The following is an 18,066-nucleotide window of genomic DNA, read 5'->3' as shown; positions in this document are numbered from 1 at the left end:
GCCACAGGCTACAGGCTTCAGGGTGGAAAAAGAGGAAAGACAAGAGTGAGTCGAGCAAGAGTCGTTTGGTCCTCCTTAACCTATAGCCTGGAGCTTACAGCCTATAGCTTTTTTTTACTGACTACTTTTTATGTCTTCCCAATTTGACCTCACCATCATCGGCAGTGGCATCGTCGGCCTCGCGACTGCGTTAGAGATCACGCGGCGTTGGCCGCAGCTCAGACTCGCAGTGCTGGAAAAAGAAGATCGCCTCGCTGCTCATCAGACGAGCCATAACAGCGGAGTGATTCATTCTGGCATTTATTACAAGCCAGGTTCGCTCAAAGCGCAGACCTGTGTGACTGGCGCAAAAGCGATCATCGCATTTTGTCAGCAGTACGAGATTCCTTACGAGATCTGCGGCAAAGTGGTCGTTGCGACTTCACAAGGAGAGATCCCGCGTCTTGAAGAATTGCACCGACGTGGCACGGCCAATGGGGTCGAAGGAATGGAGATGATCGGCCCGGAACGGCTGCGTGAGCTTGAACCACATGCGACTGGCGTCAAAGCGCTGCATGTGCCGACCACTGGTATCATCGATTTTCCACGAGTCGCGCAAACCTATGCCCGACTCGTGCAAGAAAAAGGTGGAGAGATTCGCCTGCGACATGAGTTACGGCGGATCGCACGGGCTGACGGTGGACTTGTCCTTGAAACCTCCCAAGGGGCAGTTTACAGCAAGTTCATGATTAACTGTGGTGGGCTCCAGTGCGACCGTATTGCACGAATGGCCGGTGCACAGATTGATTTACAAATCGTGCCGTTTCGTGGCGAGTATTACTCTATCATTCCTCAACGCCACAGTCTGGTGAAAAATCTGATTTATCCAGTCCCTGATCCAGCCTTCCCGTTTCTTGGCGTTCACTTTACCAGAACGATCGACGGGATTGTTGAGGCTGGTCCCAATGCCGTACTCGCCTTTGCTCGCGAGGGTTATAAGAAGAGCGACTTCAACGCTCGTGACCTGCAAGAAACCTTGACATTCTCAGGTTTTCGCAAAGTCGCACGTAAATATTGGCAAACCGGTCTCGGCGAAATCTATCGTTCCTTCAGCAAGCAGGCCTTTCTCACTGCATTGCAACGCCTGATGCCAGAATTAACCATGAGTGATTTACAACCAGGTGGCAGTGGCGTTCGTGCACAAGCAATTTCTTCGAACGGAGCGTTGGTCGACGATTTTATGATTTCCGTCACAGGAAGTGCATTGCATGTTTTGAATGCCCCATCGCCGGGTGCAACTGCATCGCTAGCGATTGGTAAGATGATTGTGGAAAAGGCGGCTACGGAATTTGCGTGGGACTAGAAAATGGCCAGTAGTCAGTAGTTTAATGGTGGGACTTGGGGCTGGGGACTTGGGACTTGGAAAGAATAAAACAAACCCCAAGTCCCAAGTCCCCAGCCCCTTTGATAAACCTGAAACGAATCACGGAGTGTTTTATGCGTATCGGCACAATCCAGAGTCTTTGGCGTTATCCAGTCAAATCGATGCTAGGAGAACAGATTTCCAGCACAGCTATTGGTCAGCTTGGTATTCCTGGTGACCGTGGGTATGCGATCCGCGATGAGAAAGCAGGCGAAATTCGTGGAGCGAAGAACATCCCTCAGCTCTTTCAGTTTTCAGCACGGTATCTTGCCACGCCATCAGACACGCATATCCCGCTCGCTGAAATTACCTTGCCGCACCACACCACCGTGCGGACCGACGATCCAACCCTCAACACACAGCTCTCTCAGGCTTTAGGCCGTGAGGTCACCCTCTGGCCGCGCCAGCCCAAAGACAACCTCGATCATTATCGTCGTGCACCTGGTGGTCTGGGTGACTTACGCCCTCTTTTTGGCCTAGAAGAAGGGGAACCGTTGCCTTCTTTTGAGGGGATTCCAGAAGAAATCTTTCAGTATGTCGCGCCATTAGGAACGTATTTTGATGCCTATCCGGTCCATCTGCTCACTACTGCCAGCTTACAAGGACTTTCAGTTCACTACCCTGAAGGCCAATTTTCTCCACAGCGGTTCCGTCCCAATATCGTCATCGCCACGGATGACAACAGGACGCCAGACCTCGAAGCCTCGTGGAAAGGAAAAAGGCTGAAGATTGGGCCCGTTGAAATAGCGGTCAATGTCCCAACCATTCGTTGCGTTATGACCACACTTCAGCAAGGGCATCTGCCGAAAGATCCGCGGATATTACGCACTGTCGTACAAAAGAATGCTCAACATGTTGGATCTTATGCCACGATCCACAGAGCAGGTGAGATCCGAGTAGGAGACTCGGTCGACCTGCTATCGTAGAGAAAATGAAAGGGGATCGGCGCAAAAATCATCCGATTTGCGCGTCAACAGTTGTCAGACCACAGAATTATCTGTATAGATAATGTCTACGTGCGAGGACATGGTGCTGACGATCCCTATTCCCCTCTCCTACCAACCATCTCTTCTCTCATCTTCTCTCTTATTGCCAATACATTCACCGCGCGAGGCGATGGTGGTAAAAAACACCATCAAGCGTGTGATTTTCTCTAATGATTTTAATAAATTGCAGCTGTGGCAGGACCAGGCAACAGAAGCCTGGCAACACAAAGGAGCGACACTCGTTTGATTGTTGCTGGCTAACGTTATCGAAAGGATGATCAACGCAAACAACCCCATCGATGGCGAAAGAGCTTCTGTTGATAGTACTTGCGTCCGTTATCTTGCTCTGGCCTGAGGGAGCAAAGATGAATTTCAGCGGACACAAGGGGCAACAGCTCAACATGTAGGAGAGATGTTTTACCGGGTCTTTATTGGTCTCGGTTCAAATTTGGGCAACCGCCGAGCGAATTATCAAAAGGCACTAGAGTTAATCTCTGCGTTGCCAAAAACGCGTATTGTCAAACGCTCCTCTTTATACGAGAGTGAGCCGATCGGAGACGCCAAAAACTGGTATGTCAACGGTGTCATCGAGCTAGAGACCGACTTCGCTCCTGAGAAACTCCTTAGTCGCCTGCAAGCTATTGAAAAGGCGATGGGACGGAAGAAGACGCCGCAAACCAAGAAATGGGCGTCGCGCAAGATCGATCTCGATATTCTTCTGTTTGATAACTACATCGTCGAGAGTCGGACCCTCAAAGTTCCTCATCCAGAAATGCCGAATCGACGCTTTGTCCTGCTTCCGTTGTCTGAACTTGCCCCGCAAATGACGCATCCTCGTCTCGGAGCCACTGTCGCTGAGTTACTCGCGGCCTTAAAAAATGATAAAAAGGTAATGCTCTTACCACCACATGCTGACTAAGAGCAGAAAGAGGGCGTTATGAAAATCTTCATCGACACAGCAGACGTCAAGGAAATTCGTGAAGCCAATGCGTGGGGCATTCTAGATGGTGCAACCACGAATCCTTCCCTTATCGCAAAGTCAGGGCGCACCCAAGAATCGGTTATCAACGAGATTTGCTCAATCGTTGATGGGCCGATTAGCGCTGAAGTTGTCAGTGTCGACGCTCCTGGCATGATCGAGGAAGGAAAACGTCTGGCAGCTATCCATCCCAACGTTGTCGTCAAAGTCCCAATGATTCCTGAAGGGCTTAAAGCTACCAAAGCGTTGAGTAGCCAAGGGATTCGTGTCAACGTCACACTCGTGTTTTCCGCGGCGCAGGCAGTCCTTGTCGCCAAAGCAGGTGCCACTTTTGCCAGCCCCTTTGTTGGTCGTCTCGACGATATTGCCGAAGATGGCATGGCACTGATTTCTTCCATTGTCCAGATCTACAAGAATTACAACTTCCCCACTCAAGTCTTGGTCGCGAGTGTCCGTAGCCCTATGCACTTTGTACGTGCAGCTGAACTCGGAGCCCATGTCGCCACTTGTCCTTTCAGCGTGCTGCAACAGATTATGAAACACCCTCTTACCGATATTGGTTTAGAAAAGTTCCTCGCCGATTATCACAAAGCCACACAGCGCTAATCGCCTGTGTATTTGACAATGTAAACCTGCAGGCTTGTCATGACTGAGCGCAGCGAAGAATCTTTTCAGAGAGGCCTTTCACTTCGTTCAGAGTGACAACCCCAGGTGCTCAGATCTGAACTCATATCATTGTAACCTGAACCCGATGCCGTTTTGCTGGTCTTGACGATCAGAAGAAGGAGGGCCTAACATGGGCTCTCCTCTAGGGTATTGCTTTGGCTTTTTTCGTGGAGTTCAATCACTAAGAAAGCGAGGCAAAAGGAAGTATTTCGCTATGTTCCAACTTCCTCCGGTCTACTTTGAGCATCTGCTCGCAAGTTCCCTCGATATTGTCATTGCCGTCGATAACGAAGGGCAAATTATTTTCTATAACGATGGAGCATATCGTACGTTAGGGTATACCCCCGGTGAAATTCGCGGCACACAGGTCACAACAGTGTATCCGAGTATTGAAGAAGCACGACGTGTGATGAAGGCGATGCGCGCCGGCGAAAGCGGCGAAACCGGGCAAGTGAAGAATTTCGAAACCGAATTGGTAGCCAAGAACGGAGAACATATTCCGGTAGCGATCTCAGGTTCGGTCATTTACGATGAAATTGGCCATGAACTCGGCTCGATTGGCTTTCTCAAAGATCTTCGCGAGATTCGTCGCCGGGACCAACTGGCAACATTAGGCGAGTTGGCTGTGGGTCTTGCTCATCGGATTAACAACCCACTTGAAGTGATTTTCAATAATTTAGAAGTGCTGTCCAAACATCTAGCGCAAGTGTTGCCGGATGAAGAGCATGTCGTCGAAGAGGAACGTGTCGAATCGATTCATCGTGAGCTGCAAAAGATTCGCGCGATTGTGAATCGTATCGATGATCTCGCGCACGGCAGCCGCTACACAACCACTGAATATCTCCACGGTTCACGCATGGCTGACCTCGGACGTGATGATGTCATCTCGTCTCCTGTCTCAGAGGAAGCGAAACTGACCTCTCGTGCCCTGGCTGGACTCATCATCCTAGTGGTCGATGATGATTTAGGCGTGTGTTACTCCCTCCGCGACCTCTTACGAGAGGAAGGATGCGAAGTCGAAATCGCAACCAATGGCTTGGAGGCGTTGAAAGTCCTGGCACGGCGTAAGGTCGATATTGTCGTCAGCGATGTCGTAATGCCTGACCTTGATGGTTATGACCTCTACATGGAGATCCGTGAGCGTTATCGCCAGACTCCGGTCATTCTGATGACCGCGTACTTTTATGATAAGGATCACGTCATCAAACGCAGCCGCCTTGAAGGACTACAAGAAGTGATCTTCAAGAAACCGGTTGATCCGACGAAGCTGAAAAATATCATCTTACAGCGCTGCCGCCCTGAACTTGCCCCGCAACCACCCCTTCCCTCACAGGACACAAAGTGACACTTCCTGGGTATGCCACATCGGAAGGAACTGCTGCCTATCGGCAACGGTTCTCTCGCACCTGCGCAGCAGGTCATTTCCGCTCTGCCGCTGATCTTTGGTTGTCTTCTATCGGGCTTGGAACCTACTTGGGAGAGCCAGACGAGCGCGCCGACGCGCTCTATGGAACAGCGATTGGGCGTGCACTAGAACTCGGCTGCAACGTTCTTGATACCGCCATTAACTATCGCCATCAACGCAGCGAACGCATCATCGGACAGACGCTCGCCGCCTGTGTCCAAGCAGGAAAGGTTTCGAGGGAAGCTGTCGTTGTTGCCACCAAAGGCGGATACATCGCGTTTGATGGCGCTGTCCCATCTGACCCTCGTTCGTATGTCCACTCTCAGTTTATTGCCACTGGTCTAGCGACAAGTAGCGACATCGTCGATTGGAACTGTGTTGCTCCTCGTTACATTGATGCTCAAGTTGAGCAGAGCCTCCGTAATCTTGGGCTCGAATGCATCGACATCTATTATCTTCATAATCCTGAAGCACAACTGCAAAAGCGCACGCGACAAGAGTTCTACAAACAACTTGAGGAGACTTTCACGATCCTTGAAGGAAAAGTCGCCGCAGGGAAAATCCGTCACTACGGCACGGCAACGTGGAACGGCTACCGTCAAGCGCCGACAGCGCGAGACGTGCTTTTTCTCAATGACTTGGTTGACATTGCGGAACGTGTTGGCGGCAGCCAGCATCACTTCAAAGTCGTCCAACTCCCATACAATCTCGCCATGATGGAAGCGCTGACGCAGCGTAACCAGCGTCAGAACAAGACAATGGTCAGCTTTTTGGAAGCTGCACATGACGCAGATATTACCGTCATGGCCAGTGCCTCGATTTTACAAGGCCGACTCTCTCATCAGTTACCTACCGCTATTGGCGAAGCCCTCACCGGACTGCACTCTGATGCGCAACGGGCTATTCAATTTGTCCGTTCGACCCCAGGGATCACCACAGCTCTCGTCGGCATGAAATCTGTCGCTCATGTCGAGCACAACCTTGAGCTTGCAACGATTGCCCCCGCAGCTTTTACCCAACTGGAGCGACTCTTTCGTTCTCACCTCGAGCAGCGCTAAGAAAAAAGAAGCTTCTCTTATAACTAGGAAAAACCTTTCTTTTCTTCTCTACCCCTTTCTGCTCTTGATTCGTCTGCTAATGCTTGATTGATATATCATAAGAGAATTCAATTCCTTATCGGATGGAGAAAGGACACCGTATGCCAACTCCCTTAGAGCGATGGGTCGACGAATGTGCCCAGCTCACCCGGCCTAAGAATATTCACTGGTGCGACGGTTCTGATGCTGAATACCATAAACTCGTCAAGGAAATGCTTGCCAATGGGACCCTCATGGAACTGAACCAGAGAGAGTATCCGGGTTGCTATCTCCATCGCAGCGACCCTAGTGACGTTGCCCGTACTGAACATCTGACCTTCGTGTGTACAAGCAAAAAAGACGATGCAGGACCGAACAACAATTGGATGCCACCAGCAGAAGCGAAAGAGAAAGTCGGGGCGTTGTTCTCAGGCGCGATGAAGGATCGTACCATGTATGTAGTTCCCTACATCATGGGGCCGGTGAGTTCTCCCTATAGCCAGGTTGGAGTCGAACTCACAGATAGCCCCTATGTCGCCGTCAGCATGCGAACAATGACGCGAATGGGAAAAGTCGCCTCCGATCGATTGGGCTCGTCAGATAAATATGTTCGTGGACTACACTCGATTGGTGATTTGAACCCGGACCGTCGTTTTATCCTCCACTTCCCAGAAGAACGATTATTGTGGTCGGTAGGTTCTGGTTACGGTGGCAATGCCCTCCTCGGCAAGAAATGTCACGCACTACGGCTCGGTAGTTATATGGCCCGTGAAGAGGGATGGCTTGCAGAGCACATGCTCATCCTCGGTATCGAGGATCCCAGTGGTCGCACGACATATGTCGCAGCAGCCTTTCCGAGCGCCTGTGGCAAAACGAACATGGCGATGCTCGTCCCACCGGAAAGTCAAAAAGGCTATAGAGTGCGGACGGTCGGTGAGGACATTGCCTGGATGCGGCCCGGACCGGATGGACGTTTGTGGGCCATTAACCCCGAGGCCGGCTTCTTTGGTGTTGCCCCTGGCACCAATATGAAAACCAATCCGAACGTGATGAACACGATTCGGAAGAATACGATCTACACGAACGTCGCCGTCACTCCTCACGGTACTCCGTACTGGGAAGGCATGGATGGTCCCCCACCGCATGAGGCAATCGATTGGCAAGGCAAACCGTGGACGCCGGACAGCACGACCAAAGCGTCACATCCCAATTCACGGTTCACTACTCCTGCAAGTCAGTGCCCTGCCATGTCACCAGAATGGGAAAATCCCAATGGGGTTCCTATTTCCGCCATCCTCTTTGGTGGTCGTCGTGCCAGTCTGATTCCGCTTGTGTATCAATCATTCAACTGGCAGCATGGTGTGTTCCTTGGTGCGACGATGGCATCGGAAACGACCGCCGCGGCGATTGGGCAGACTGGAGTTGTGCGCCGCGACCCGATGGCGATGCTGCCATTCTGCGGTTACAACATGGGTAACTATTTCGCGCATTGGTTGAACGTCGGTAAAGGATTGAAGAATCCGCCACAGATCTTCCGCGTGAACTGGTTCCGGATGAGTCCCGAAGGAAAGTACTTGTGGCCAGGATTCGGTGAGAATCTTCGTGTCCTGCGCTGGGTGATCAACCGAGTCCATAATGAGGTAGGAGCAGCCGAGACCCCGATTGGCTATCTCCCCCATCTATCAGGGCTTGATGTCACCGGTCTCGACGTTACACCAGAAACCTTACGCGAGCTTCTTGGCATTGATCGCAAGGGCTGGCTCGAAGCCGTCGCTGGACAGAAAGAGTATTTCCAAAAGTACGGCGACCATATGCCTAAAGAACTCTGGCAAGAGTGTGAAGCACTAGAAAAGCGCTTACAATCCTAGGGGCTGGGGGTTAGGGACTGGGGGCTAGTAGGAAATTTTCCTCCCCAACACCTAACCCCCAACACCTAACCCCAATCCCTACCCATGGCTATTCGCATCACCAAAGTGTACACCCGCACCGGCGATAAAGGTTTCACCAAACTCGTCGGCGGGAAGAAAGTTGCCAAAGACGCGACACGGATTGAATCGTACGGCACGATCGATGAACTCAACTCCGTGCTCGGCTTGGCGCGTGTGTTCAACGACGAACTCAAAGACCGTCTTCCAGGAGCCAAACGACTCGACGAGATTTTCCGTCGCTTACAAAACGAACTGTTTGATCTTGGCAGTGAACTGGCTACCCCGTCCGACTTCTCCTATGAAGGCATGTTTCGTGTTGGCGACGCAGAAGTCAAAGCGCTTGAGCGCTTGATCGACGATCTGCAAAAAGACCTTGCTCCTCTCAATTCCTTTATTCTGCCCGGTGGTGGAAAGGTCAGTGGCTTTCTTCATCAAGCTCGCACGGTTTGTCGCCGCGCTGAACGCGAGATCCTGCGTTTGTCGCGGGAAGAAGAAATCAGCGAATGGCCACTCAAGTATGTGAACCGTCTGAGTGACCTCTTGTTCGTCTTGTCACGCTGGGTGAGCAAGAATCTCGGCGAGCCAGAGTATTTATGGGAACGTGGACTACGGGGACATGAGAGGAATAAAAAGGTGAAACGTGAGGCATGAGACTAGGGGCTGGGGGCTAGGGGCTTGTAGGGTAATGGCATTGGGCTTGTGGGAAGGAAGCTAGTCCCAAGCCTCTAGTCCCTAGTCCCAAAAAATGCAGCGTTTGAATCTCGAACTTCCGACGTAGCACATAATGGAGAAAATCATGGTTGCCCCGACGTTATATTTCAAACAAATCCAAATTGGCCCAATGCAAAATTTCACCTACCTGATCGGTGACTCAACAACTCGTGAAGCCCTGGTGGTCGATGCTGCATGGGATGTTCCAGCCATCGTGCGCATTGCTGAACAGGATGGCTACACCGTCAGCAAAGCACTCGTGACCCATTATCACCAAGATCATCTTGGTGGTGATTTCCAAGGTCATAAGATTCCAGGTGCAGCTGAATTACTAGAGTTGGTGAAAGCCAAAGTCTACGTCAACAAAGCCGAAGCCCCGTACTTGAACCGCATAGCTGGACTCTCGGCATCAGATATCGTGCAAGTCGGCGGCGGTGATACTACCAACGTCGGCAATATAAAGATTACATTTATTCACACTCCTGGTCACACGCCAGGGTCACAATGTTTCCTGGTTGAGAATTGCCTTGTCGCGGGCGACACGTTGTTCATTGGCTCATGTGGGCGCGTCGACTTACCCGGCAGCAGTCCTGAAGACATGTACTACAGTCTGCAAACACTCTCCAAACTCGCAGACGAAACCATCCTCTACCCTGGCCACAATTATGCTGGTCAGCCGTCGGATACCATCGCCAGCCAGCGGCGTCACAATATGTATCTGCATTTGAGCAGTAAGACGTTACAAGAGTTTATGTCAATGATGGGATGATTCGTCATCGTATACAGAAGGTAGGACCTGAGCGTGATCATTCGTAAAAAACGTGGCAATTTTCTTGAAGACTTTCGTGTTGGTCAACTGTTTCGCCACAAAGTGGGTAAGACCGTGACTGAAGGGTTGTTCAACGCCTTCACCGAATTTGGCATGACCACAAACCCGCTGAGTAAGAACCTTCGCTACGCTCAGCGCTACGGCTTCAAAGGATTAATCGCTCCACCAGGGTTGGTAATGAACATCGTCTTCAGTCAAAGCGTGGAAGACATTTCCGAAAATGCTCGCGCCAATCTGGAATATCGCGATATGCGTTTCGGTGCGCCGGTATACATCGGCGACACGATTGAGGTTGAAACGACTGTTGTTGGTGTCCAACCTTCATCGAAAGAGCCAGATCGTGGTGTGGTGCATGTACAAACCACCGGGCGCAATCAGAACGGTGAAGTCGTTCTCACCTTGCAACGCAAAGTACAAATCTGGAAAGATAAGCAAGACGCGAAAGTCGAAGCATCCTCACAAGCAGAGATCCCAACCATTCCCTGCGACCTGCAGGTTCCGGCTTATGATAAGAGTCGCACGTATCAGGAACTCGCTCATCTGACTAATCCTGACACCTACATTGAAGACTTCAATGTCGGCGACACGCTTGAACATTCCCGTGGGCGCACCGTAACCACGGCTCACATGGAATGGACGGCGATGCTCGATAACACCTCGCAAGTCCATAGCAATCAGTACATGGTCGACCAAAATCCCGCGAAGTACATTGGCGGACAATTGATCGTGTATGGTGGTATTCCATTCAATCTCTGTCTTGGTCTTTCGTGCCCGGACGTTGGGGATAATGCGCTAGGTGATGTGTCCTACATCACAGGGCGTCACACTGGACCGATTTTCGTCGGCGATACTGTCTTTGCCGCAACTGAAATCACTGGCAAACGCGATTACCCTGGTCGCGCAGACCTTGGTATCGTCGCCACGATTTTACGAGGCCACAAGCTCATCAAAAAGGGCGATGCCTGGGAGAAGATGGAGATCTTTTATTTGGAGCGAGAGATGGCGGTGAAACGGCGATCCCACTATGCGTAGCTTGGCTTAATAGCCACTCCTCGGGGATTACGCTACGATGATGGCCATGCAAGACGTTCGGCAAGCTCGCGTCATCGAAGCACTTCGTCGTGTTGCACAATCGCCACGCGCAGCAATTGAGGACGACGTAGCGTCGATGCGTAACCTCTCACCGCAGGAACATGGAAAGCGACTCGTGGCAGTCTGCCGTGCGGCCTGGGCGATATTACGGTCACGACCTGATTTTCCTCAGATTGCTGCGTACCGAGACCCGCTGCCAGACGATTTTGCCGAGAAATGGCAGCGCCTGGTCACTCGCCGTCGTATCCAGCAGCAGAAGAGCCATGGACCCCGCTGAAGTTGCTCGCCTCCTCGCTGACCGACTTGAAGCTGCACACATTCCCTATACAATTGGCGGCGCCATTGCGTACGCCTACTGGGGTGTCGCACGCGGCACGCACGCTGTCGATATCAATTTATTTATTGCTCCAGAACAGTTTGCCGAAACATTGGACATTCCCATACCAGCCGGACTGACAATTGACCGCACTACCGCGCTTACATCGGCTGAGGAACGAGGTAACGCTCGCGGCTTCGTAGGAGACGTTCCAGTCGATATGTTTGTGGATTCAATTCCGCTTCACGAGGAAGCCGCTCGACGGGTAGCGACCGTCTCACTTTTTGATCGCCCAATCCGCATTCTTTCTGCAGAGGATCTGGTTGTTCTGAAACTGCTCTTTTTTCGCGGGAAAGATATCGTTGATATCGACCGAGTTCTTTCACTTCAGGGGGACCGGCTTGACCGTGCGTATATCCGTCGTTGGCTTGTTGACTCTGTTGGAGAAGAGGACGAACGCGTTCAGAAATGGAATCAACTTTGTACTACTATTCCAGTGCCGTTAAAGGTGGATGAACAATAAGAATTGAGGATCGAGAAAAAACGGAATCTAAAGCAACGTAGGCTTGTCTTTAGCTCAGCACTCGACCCTCACCCTAGTCCTCTCCCTGGCAGGGAGAGGGAAGTTCAAACATAGCGAGAAAGGGGGAGAGGAATAGCCAATGTTTTACGCCAGTAGCGTTCTTCCAATCACTTTTAGTTCCAAAATCGGTTTCACGCCCTCGAAGATTGGGAGCACGAGAGCATCAACGACATAACGCGATATCGCATACTCCTCGCCATACCCCCAGCCGCCGTGGATCAGTTGTCCTTCCTGCGTGACGGACACAGCCACATCGCATGCTAACAACTTTGCCATCGCAGCAATGACAGCGGCAGCTTCGTCTTTGTCCATCGCCGGTGCTGCGGCGTAGGACAGTTGCCGCGCAGCGGCAACGTAAGTGGCCATGCGTCCGAGTTTGTATTGTGTGAGTTGGAAGTCTCCAAGCGAAGTGCCGAACTGCTTGCGTTCGTTGGCATACGTCGCTGTCACTTCCAGTGCAGCCTGCGCTAAACCAGTGGCACGTCCACCGGTCTGCAATCGACCTGCGGCAAATCCCGCCATCTGCAAATAGAAGCCTTTATTGAGTCCACCTTCTTCACCAACGAGATTTTCGGCAGGGACAAAGTAGTTGTCGCAGTTGAGAATGTACGAGTGCATGCCACGATATCCTAATGTCGGAATCGCTGTGCCGCCCAGAACACCACCAGTCGGTTGACGCATCTCAAATGAGTGCCCAGGAAACTGGTCTTTTTCAACAATAAATAGCGAGAGTCCACGCGCTCCAGACTTCGGATCAGGATTGGTGCGTGTCAGCATCGCAATAATGTTGGCACGTCCAGCAAAGGTACACCAGGCTTTGGCGCCGTTGATCACGTAACCTTGCTTACCACCAACTGTCGCTGCTTCTGCACGACATTTTACTGAGGCAACATCTGATCCAGTGTCAGGCTCAGTCACGGAGATCGCCACCATCAACTCGCCAGCAGCAATCGGAGGTAACCACTTTTTCTTTTGCGCTTCGGTGCCACCACGAAGCAAGGCTTTCGTCAGAATCTCTGGGCGTGTAATCAAGCTCCCAGCGACACCAAGCGAAGCGCACGACAACTCTTCAGTGGTGATAATCATGGCTAAGTTACCCATGCCGCCACCGCCGTATTCTTCAGGCACCGACATGCCAAAGAAGCCCAGTTCCGCCATGTGCGTAATGATATGTTCGGGAATCAACTCATCATGACGATGCACCCGCTCGGCAACTTGCGACACTTCAGAGCGAGCAAATTGGCGCACTGAGTCGCGGGTCATTACAGCGATATCACTCTCCAACCAGGAATTATTGACGCCACGATTAGCGATCACCGAACGACCAATCTGGCGAAAGCGATTCTCATGCGCACCGACGCGCATTGCGGCTTTGATGTCACCTCGTCCGATGGTGTCTCCTAACACCGCTTCAGCAAAACCAAAGTCAGTCAGGTGAATGTCAGCCTGATTGAGCCATTTCTGGCCGATTTCCGAAGCAAACCCAAGTGCCATCTCACTGGCTTCGGTCTCACCGTGCTCTTGGGCTCCATTCGCATATGCTAATAACGCACGCGCAGCTTCGACTTCAGTCGCCAGGTAGGCAAGCCGTTCTGTATGCACTTGGTGCTCATCTATCGCTTTGCCGTTTTCCGTGATTTTGCGGCCGTGATGCAAAGCTTCATCACGCATCTTCTGCAGGGCATCAACAATGGCTGTGGTTTGCCGGAGCATATCGGTCATGCTACGTCTCCTCGTGTAGTTGCCAGTCCTCATTTCTCTCTATTTTTGGGACAGAGAGAAAGAAGCTAACCTTATCGATCGAGTATACAATGTTAGCGAAACGGTTGATAACATCCTCTAGGACCCTGGGCTAGGGCAGCATGATCTGCTAGAAGACAGCACTCAGCGCTCAGCATTCAGCCATCAGCTTAAAAAAAGAGGCGTATATTGAAACTCCTTTGTGTTCTGCTGAACGCTGACTGCTGACAGCTAACAGCTTATTTTTCAGGAGGAACTATGTTCGTACTCGATAGAGGCAAGCGTTTTGTCATTCCCCGCACTGAGATGACCTACCCTGGTCACAGCATGAAGCTACACCAAAATGCTGCCGATCCAGTGAAGTCACCAGTTGACCATGTGATGATGGACTTTGAAGACGCTTGTCCGTACGAGTTCAAAGGGCCCAAGAGCCGTCAATGTGTCGTCGAAGCGCTCAATACGCTCGACTTCGGAAAGAAGGTCATTACCGTTCGCCCCAATAACGTACGTTCAGAATTCTTCCTTGGTGATATCGAAGCGATCGTCACTGGCGCACCTGATAAATTTCATGGCCTGATTCTACCCAAGATTCACGGGCCAGATGATATTAAGTATGTTTCCTCACTACTTGATAGTTTAGAAAAGAAAGCCGGCTGGAAAACCCGGCTACAACTTGAGTCTCTCATCGAAATTCCCCAAGCCATCGTCAAAGCCTATGACATTGCTACTGCTTCAGATCGCATGGCTGGCTTGATCTTTGGTATCGCTGACTTTGCCGCGACTCTTGGTATCCGCGAAGTGGTAAAGAATCAGAACATCAACTTCCTCTATGCCAAACAAGCTGTGGTCATCGCCGCTAAAGCCGCAGGCTTGCATGCGATTGATAATGTCTATCTCCCGCTGTGGCGCAAAGAGGATTCCAAAGACAAAGTTGCTGAGATTGAAGCCGGGTTACGCGACAAGAACGTTGGTGCAGCCAACCTGGGCATGGATGGCACCTGGGTGATTCATCCGCAGCAAGCGCAAATCGCCAACGAGTGCTACACGCCCACTGACAAGCAGATCCAATACGCTACTCGTGTCCTCGATCTCTATCATCAGAAAGGTGGCGGCTCGATGCCTGACCCTGAGACTGGCGAAATGATCGACGAAGCAACCATCAAGATTGCTCTGATGGACCTCGCAAAAGCAGTACAAGCAGAGAAAGTCAGTGCTGCCTATCTTGCTGAGCAAGCCGCAAAGAGCAAAGGCATCACTGGGTATGACATTTTGGAGCAGATGAAGAGAGTCGGATAATCTGGGAGCGCGGGCGAGACGCCCGCGCTCCCAGGATAGGAAACACTATGCTTAAAAAAATCCACCACGTTGGCATCGTCGTACGCAAACTCGAGGAAGCGTTTGAGTTCTACAAAGACATCCTAGGACTTCCGTTAGGCAAGATGGCCACGGTGCAAGATCAAGGCGTGAAAGCTGCGCTGCTTCCAGTTGGCGAGAGTGAAATCGAACTGCTGGAACCGATCACGACTGATTCTGGAGTCGCGAAATTTCTCGAAAAGAAAGGTGGCGGCTTGCACCATATCTGCTTTGAGACTGACAATGTCGAAACAGAGTTAAAGGCCACAATCGATAAAGGAATTCGCGTCATCGACCAGAAACCGCGCCCAGGCTTGGCGGGCATCATCGCGTTTCTGCATCCGCAAGCGTGTTGTGGTGCCTTGATCGAATATGCACAACCAGTCGATCATAGCGAGCACGCCTCGCTGCTCGGTGAAGCACGCAATCGTCGCTTCACTACCAAACGACTCGACCATGTGGTTATCGCTGTGAAAGATCTCGAAACGGCGGTCGCGACCTATCAAAAGAACTTTGGGCTCTCGCGTGAGCCCGCAGGTGAGGTCCCTGCCCTCGGTATTCGCAATACCTTCTTACCTATTAGTGACGCCAAGATTGAGATCGTCTCTCCGCTCGGTGACAACAGCCCCATCGCGCAGTTTCTGACCAAGAATGGCGAAGGTATGTACCTGTTGTCACTCGATGTTGATCATCTTCCTGGTGCAATCTCCGCCCTCGGAGAAAAAGGCATCAAGGCGAACGTTGCGAAAGCTTCTGATGGTAGCGAGTTGGCGTTTATCAGCCCGAAACATACACATGGGGTGTTGCTGCAACTAATTTCGCGGCGCTAGCATGTCTATGTTCAGCGCGAGGAATAGACGATGAAAAAAGACAATCCCTGGGTCATGCGTACGTACTCTGGTCATTCCACCGCGAAGGCGAGCAACGAGTTGTATCGCCTCAACCTCAGCAAAGGCCAAACGGGCTTGTCGGTGGCGTTCGATTTACCCACGCAGACTGGCTACGACAGTGACCATGAACTCGCGCGTGGCGAGGTCGGTAAAGTCGGTGTGCCGGTTGGCCACATCGGCGATATGGAAACCCTCTTTGCTGGGATTCCGTTGGACAAAATGAATACGTCGATGACGATTAACGGTACGGCAGCGTGGTTACTCGCGCTCTATATCGCCGTGGCGGAACGTCAAGGTGTCGACGCGAAAGCATTACAAGGAACGACCCAGAACGATATCGTCAAAGAGTACCTCTCGCGCGGGACCTATATTTTTCCACCTGCCCCGAGTCTGCGCCTGACTAGCGATACGATCACGTACACCGTTAATAACGTTCCGAAGTGGAATCCGATCAACGTCTGCTCCTATCATCTGCAAGAAGCTGGGGCCACGCCTGTGCAAGAAGTTGCGTTCACGCTCTGCACGGCGATTGCTGTTCTCGATACCGTGCGTGCGTCTGGGAACGTCAGTGAAGGAGAATTCGTTGAGGCAGTCGGGCGCATCAGCTTTTTCGTCAATTCCAGCCTTCGCTTTATTGAGGAGGTCTGTAAACTCCGGGCCTTCGGGCAGTTGTGGGATGAACTGACGCGCGATCGTTATGGCGTAACGGACCCGAAACTGCGCCGTTTTCGCTACGGTGTGCAAGTCAACTCACTGGGTTTGACCGAAGCCCAACCTGAGAACAATGTGCCACGTATTGTCCTGGAAGCACTGGGAGTGACATTGAGCAAAGAGGCACGTTGCCGGGCACTGCAATTGCCAACTTGGAATGAAGCGCTCGGGCTACCTCGCCCGTGGGACCAACAATGGAGTCTGCGTATCCAGCAGATTCTCGCATACGAGACTGATGTTCTTGAGTACGAAGATATTTTCGAGGGCAGCAAGGTTACCGAAGCCAAGACCGCAGAGATCAAACGTGCAGCCTGGGCTGAGGTCGAACGCGTGCAAGAATTCGGCGGCATTATTTCGGCATTAGATTATGTCAAAGAGCAATTGGTCGCGAGCCATACTGAACGCGTTCGACGTATCAACGCCGGAGAACAGACAGTAGTTGGCGTGAACAAGTTCACTGAAACTGCGCCGTCACCGCTCTACACTGGAGATTCGTCAGCAATTCTCAAAGTGGATGAAGCAGCGGAACGCGATCAACTCGCACGGCTGCAATCGTTTCGTGCGTCACGCAATCAAACAGAAGTCTCAGCCGCACTTGCCGCGTTACGCAATGCAGCAACGAACGGCGATAACATCATGCCAGTCTCGATTCGCTGCGCGCAGTCTGGAGTCACTACAGGTGAATGGGCGCAGACGCTACGTGCGGCGTTCGGAGAATTCCGTGCGCCGACCGGCATCGGTGGTGCAGTCGTCACCCGCACAGCCAATGGCCAAGTCGGTGAACGGCTGGAGACGTTGCGTGCACGCGTGCGAAAATCTGCGGATGCCCTAGGAAGACCACTTAAGGTGTTGATTGGGAAACCCGGCCTTGATGGTCATTCCAATGGTGCCGAGCAAATTGCTGTGTGGTGTCGCGACGCAGGAATGGAAGTGGTGTATGAAGGTATTCGTCTCACGCCTGACCAGATTGTGAATAGTGCGCGTGACGAAGGTGTCCATCTCATCGGCCTGAGCATCCTTTCTGGATCACACTTACGCCTCGTGCCTGAGGTGATCGCAGGCCTCAAAGCTGAGGGACTCGGCGAAGTGCCCATTGTAGTTGGTGGGATTATCCCAGAGGATGATGCAGCGATGCTCCGCAAGGCAGGTGTCGCGCGCGTGTATACGCCGAAGGACTTTGAGATGACAAAGATTCTGTCGGATATGGTGGATGTTGCCGAGGCGGCGTATTCCTAGAGCTAATTGCAATTGCGTTTACCCTAATTCCCAACATTCGACCCTCACCCTAGCCCTCTCCCTGGCAGGGCAATGGCATTAAGTTAACAGCCGCCGTGGAGTTTATTCTGCAGTTGCCGTAAGTAGGAGCAATGATGGAGAAAGAAACGAAGCGCTTATTTGC

The 18,066-nt window shown here is 51.8% G+C and carries 16 protein-coding genes; 15 read left to right on the top strand and 1 reads right to left on the bottom strand.

Annotated elements, in window-relative coordinates:
* The first annotated feature begins 130 nt into the window (after positions 1 to 130).
* From lhgO to FJ147_13950, 12 genes are all read left to right on the top strand, one after another.
* Positions 131 to 1,342 (top strand): L-2-hydroxyglutarate oxidase, encoded by a 1,212-nt coding sequence (gene lhgO / locus FJ147_14005; protein ID MBM4256997.1) that lies wholly within the window; start codon positions 131 to 133, stop codon positions 1,340 to 1,342.
* Between the two features lie 134 nt (positions 1,343 to 1,476).
* Positions 1,477 to 2,328 (top strand): MOSC domain-containing protein, encoded by an 852-nt coding sequence (locus FJ147_14000; GenBank protein MBM4256996.1) that lies wholly within the window; start codon positions 1,477 to 1,479, stop codon positions 2,326 to 2,328.
* A 472-nt stretch (positions 2,329 to 2,800) separates the two neighbouring features.
* Positions 2,801 to 3,307: a 2-amino-4-hydroxy-6-hydroxymethyldihydropteridine diphosphokinase gene (folK, locus tag FJ147_13995; protein ID MBM4256995.1), complete on the top strand. Its 507-nt coding sequence runs from the start codon at positions 2,801 to 2,803 to the stop codon at positions 3,305 to 3,307.
* 18 nt (positions 3,308 to 3,325) lie between these two features.
* Complete coding sequence (fsa, locus tag FJ147_13990) at positions 3,326 to 3,973, top strand: fructose-6-phosphate aldolase (GenBank protein MBM4256994.1); 648 nt, start codon at positions 3,326 to 3,328, stop codon at positions 3,971 to 3,973.
* Between the two features lie 190 nt (positions 3,974 to 4,163).
* The gene (locus FJ147_13985; protein ID MBM4256993.1) at positions 4,164 to 5,378 is read left to right on the top strand and encodes a response regulator; all 1,215 of its coding nucleotides are present in this window, start codon (positions 4,164 to 4,166) and stop codon (positions 5,376 to 5,378) included.
* Positions 5,375 to 6,496 carry an aldo/keto reductase gene (locus FJ147_13980; GenBank protein MBM4256992.1) on the top strand — a complete coding sequence of 374 codons (1,122 nt, stop codon included), beginning with the start codon at positions 5,375 to 5,377 and terminating at the stop codon, positions 6,494 to 6,496. Before FJ147_13985 ends, FJ147_13980 begins: the two co-directional genes overlap by 4 nt.
* A gap of 122 nt (positions 6,497 to 6,618) precedes the next feature.
* A complete protein-coding gene (locus tag FJ147_13975; GenBank protein MBM4256991.1) occupies positions 6,619 to 8,382 on the top strand; it encodes a phosphoenolpyruvate carboxykinase (GTP) in 1,764 nt (587 codons plus the stop codon).
* A gap of 84 nt (positions 8,383 to 8,466) precedes the next feature.
* Positions 8,467 to 9,093, top strand: coding sequence for a cob(I)yrinic acid a,c-diamide adenosyltransferase (locus FJ147_13970; GenBank protein MBM4256990.1), 627 nt, complete (start codon positions 8,467 to 8,469; stop codon positions 9,091 to 9,093).
* Between the two features lie 133 nt (positions 9,094 to 9,226).
* Positions 9,227 to 9,922 carry an MBL fold metallo-hydrolase gene (locus FJ147_13965; GenBank protein MBM4256989.1) on the top strand — a complete coding sequence of 232 codons (696 nt, stop codon included), beginning with the start codon at positions 9,227 to 9,229 and terminating at the stop codon, positions 9,920 to 9,922.
* Between the two features lie 27 nt (positions 9,923 to 9,949).
* Positions 9,950 to 11,014, top strand: coding sequence for a MaoC family dehydratase (locus tag FJ147_13960; GenBank protein ID MBM4256988.1), 1,065 nt, complete (start codon positions 9,950 to 9,952; stop codon positions 11,012 to 11,014).
* 37 nt (positions 11,015 to 11,051) lie between these two features.
* The gene (locus FJ147_13955; GenBank protein ID MBM4256987.1) at positions 11,052 to 11,351 is read left to right on the top strand and encodes a hypothetical protein; all 300 of its coding nucleotides are present in this window, start codon (positions 11,052 to 11,054) and stop codon (positions 11,349 to 11,351) included.
* Positions 11,338 to 11,913, top strand: coding sequence for a nucleotidyltransferase family protein (locus FJ147_13950; GenBank protein ID MBM4256986.1), 576 nt, complete (start codon positions 11,338 to 11,340; stop codon positions 11,911 to 11,913). Before FJ147_13955 ends, FJ147_13950 begins: the two co-directional genes overlap by 14 nt.
* Before the next feature lie 144 nt (positions 11,914 to 12,057).
* Here the strand turns inward: FJ147_13950 and FJ147_13945 are convergent, their stop codons facing one another.
* Positions 12,058 to 13,728, bottom strand: a complete 1,671-nt coding sequence (locus tag FJ147_13945; protein MBM4256985.1) for an acyl-CoA dehydrogenase — start codon at positions 13,726 to 13,728, stop codon at positions 12,058 to 12,060.
* Positions 13,729 to 13,971: 243 nt separating this feature from the next.
* On the opposite strand from FJ147_13945, the gene FJ147_13940 reads away from it, so the two are divergent.
* The 3 genes from FJ147_13940 to FJ147_13930 are packed head-to-tail and all read left to right on the top strand — an operon-like array spanning position 13,972 to position 17,903.
* Positions 13,972 to 15,009: a CoA ester lyase gene (locus FJ147_13940; GenBank protein MBM4256984.1), complete on the top strand. Its 1,038-nt coding sequence runs from the start codon at positions 13,972 to 13,974 to the stop codon at positions 15,007 to 15,009.
* 47 nt (positions 15,010 to 15,056) lie between these two features.
* Positions 15,057 to 15,896, top strand: a complete 840-nt coding sequence (gene mce / locus FJ147_13935; GenBank protein ID MBM4256983.1) for a methylmalonyl-CoA epimerase — start codon at positions 15,057 to 15,059, stop codon at positions 15,894 to 15,896.
* Between the two features lie 30 nt (positions 15,897 to 15,926).
* A complete protein-coding gene (locus FJ147_13930) occupies positions 15,927 to 17,903 on the top strand; it encodes a protein meaA (protein ID MBM4256982.1) in 1,977 nt (658 codons plus the stop codon).
* The last annotated feature ends 163 nt before the right edge of the window (positions 17,904 to 18,066 follow it).

The organism is Deltaproteobacteria bacterium, assembly GCA_016874775.1.
GTDB lineage: Bacteria > Desulfobacterota > Binatia > Bin18 > Bin18 > VGTJ01.
Note: the sequence above shows the minus strand (reverse complement) of the source record. Positions and strands in the feature narration are given on the sequence as shown.

What these genes read in the sequence shown, in the direction of transcription:
- FJ147_13965 (MBM4256989.1), top strand. Translation starts at nt 9,227, where the DNA reads ATGGAGAAAATCATGGTTGCCCCGACGTTATATTTCAAACAAATCCAA.
- FJ147_13985 (MBM4256993.1), top strand. Translation starts at nt 4,164, where the DNA reads ATGGGCTCTCCTCTAGGGTATTGCTTTGGCTTTTTTCGTGGAGTTCAA.
- fsa (MBM4256994.1), top strand. Translation starts at nt 3,326, where the DNA reads ATGAAAATCTTCATCGACACAGCAGACGTCAAGGAAATTCGTGAAGCC.
- FJ147_13955 (MBM4256987.1), top strand. Translation starts at nt 11,052, where the DNA reads ATGATGGCCATGCAAGACGTTCGGCAAGCTCGCGTCATCGAAGCACTT.
- mce (MBM4256983.1), top strand. Translation starts at nt 15,057, where the DNA reads ATGCTTAAAAAAATCCACCACGTTGGCATCGTCGTACGCAAACTCGAG.
- FJ147_13940 (MBM4256984.1), top strand. Translation starts at nt 13,972, where the DNA reads ATGTTCGTACTCGATAGAGGCAAGCGTTTTGTCATTCCCCGCACTGAG.
- FJ147_13975 (MBM4256991.1), top strand. Translation starts at nt 6,619, where the DNA reads ATGGAGAAAGGACACCGTATGCCAACTCCCTTAGAGCGATGGGTCGAC.
- FJ147_13970 (MBM4256990.1), top strand. Translation starts at nt 8,467, where the DNA reads ATGGCTATTCGCATCACCAAAGTGTACACCCGCACCGGCGATAAAGGT.
- FJ147_13930 (MBM4256982.1), top strand. Translation starts at nt 15,927, where the DNA reads ATGAAAAAAGACAATCCCTGGGTCATGCGTACGTACTCTGGTCATTCC.
- folK (MBM4256995.1), top strand. Translation starts at nt 2,801, where the DNA reads ATGTTTTACCGGGTCTTTATTGGTCTCGGTTCAAATTTGGGCAACCGC.
- lhgO (MBM4256997.1), top strand. Translation starts at nt 131, where the DNA reads ATGTCTTCCCAATTTGACCTCACCATCATCGGCAGTGGCATCGTCGGC.
- FJ147_13950 (MBM4256986.1), top strand. Translation starts at nt 11,338, where the DNA reads ATGGACCCCGCTGAAGTTGCTCGCCTCCTCGCTGACCGACTTGAAGCT.
- FJ147_14000 (MBM4256996.1), top strand. Translation starts at nt 1,477, where the DNA reads ATGCGTATCGGCACAATCCAGAGTCTTTGGCGTTATCCAGTCAAATCG.
- FJ147_13945 (MBM4256985.1), bottom strand. Translation starts at nt 13,728, where the DNA reads ATGAGGACTGGCAACTACACGAGGAGACGTAGCATGACCGATATGCTC.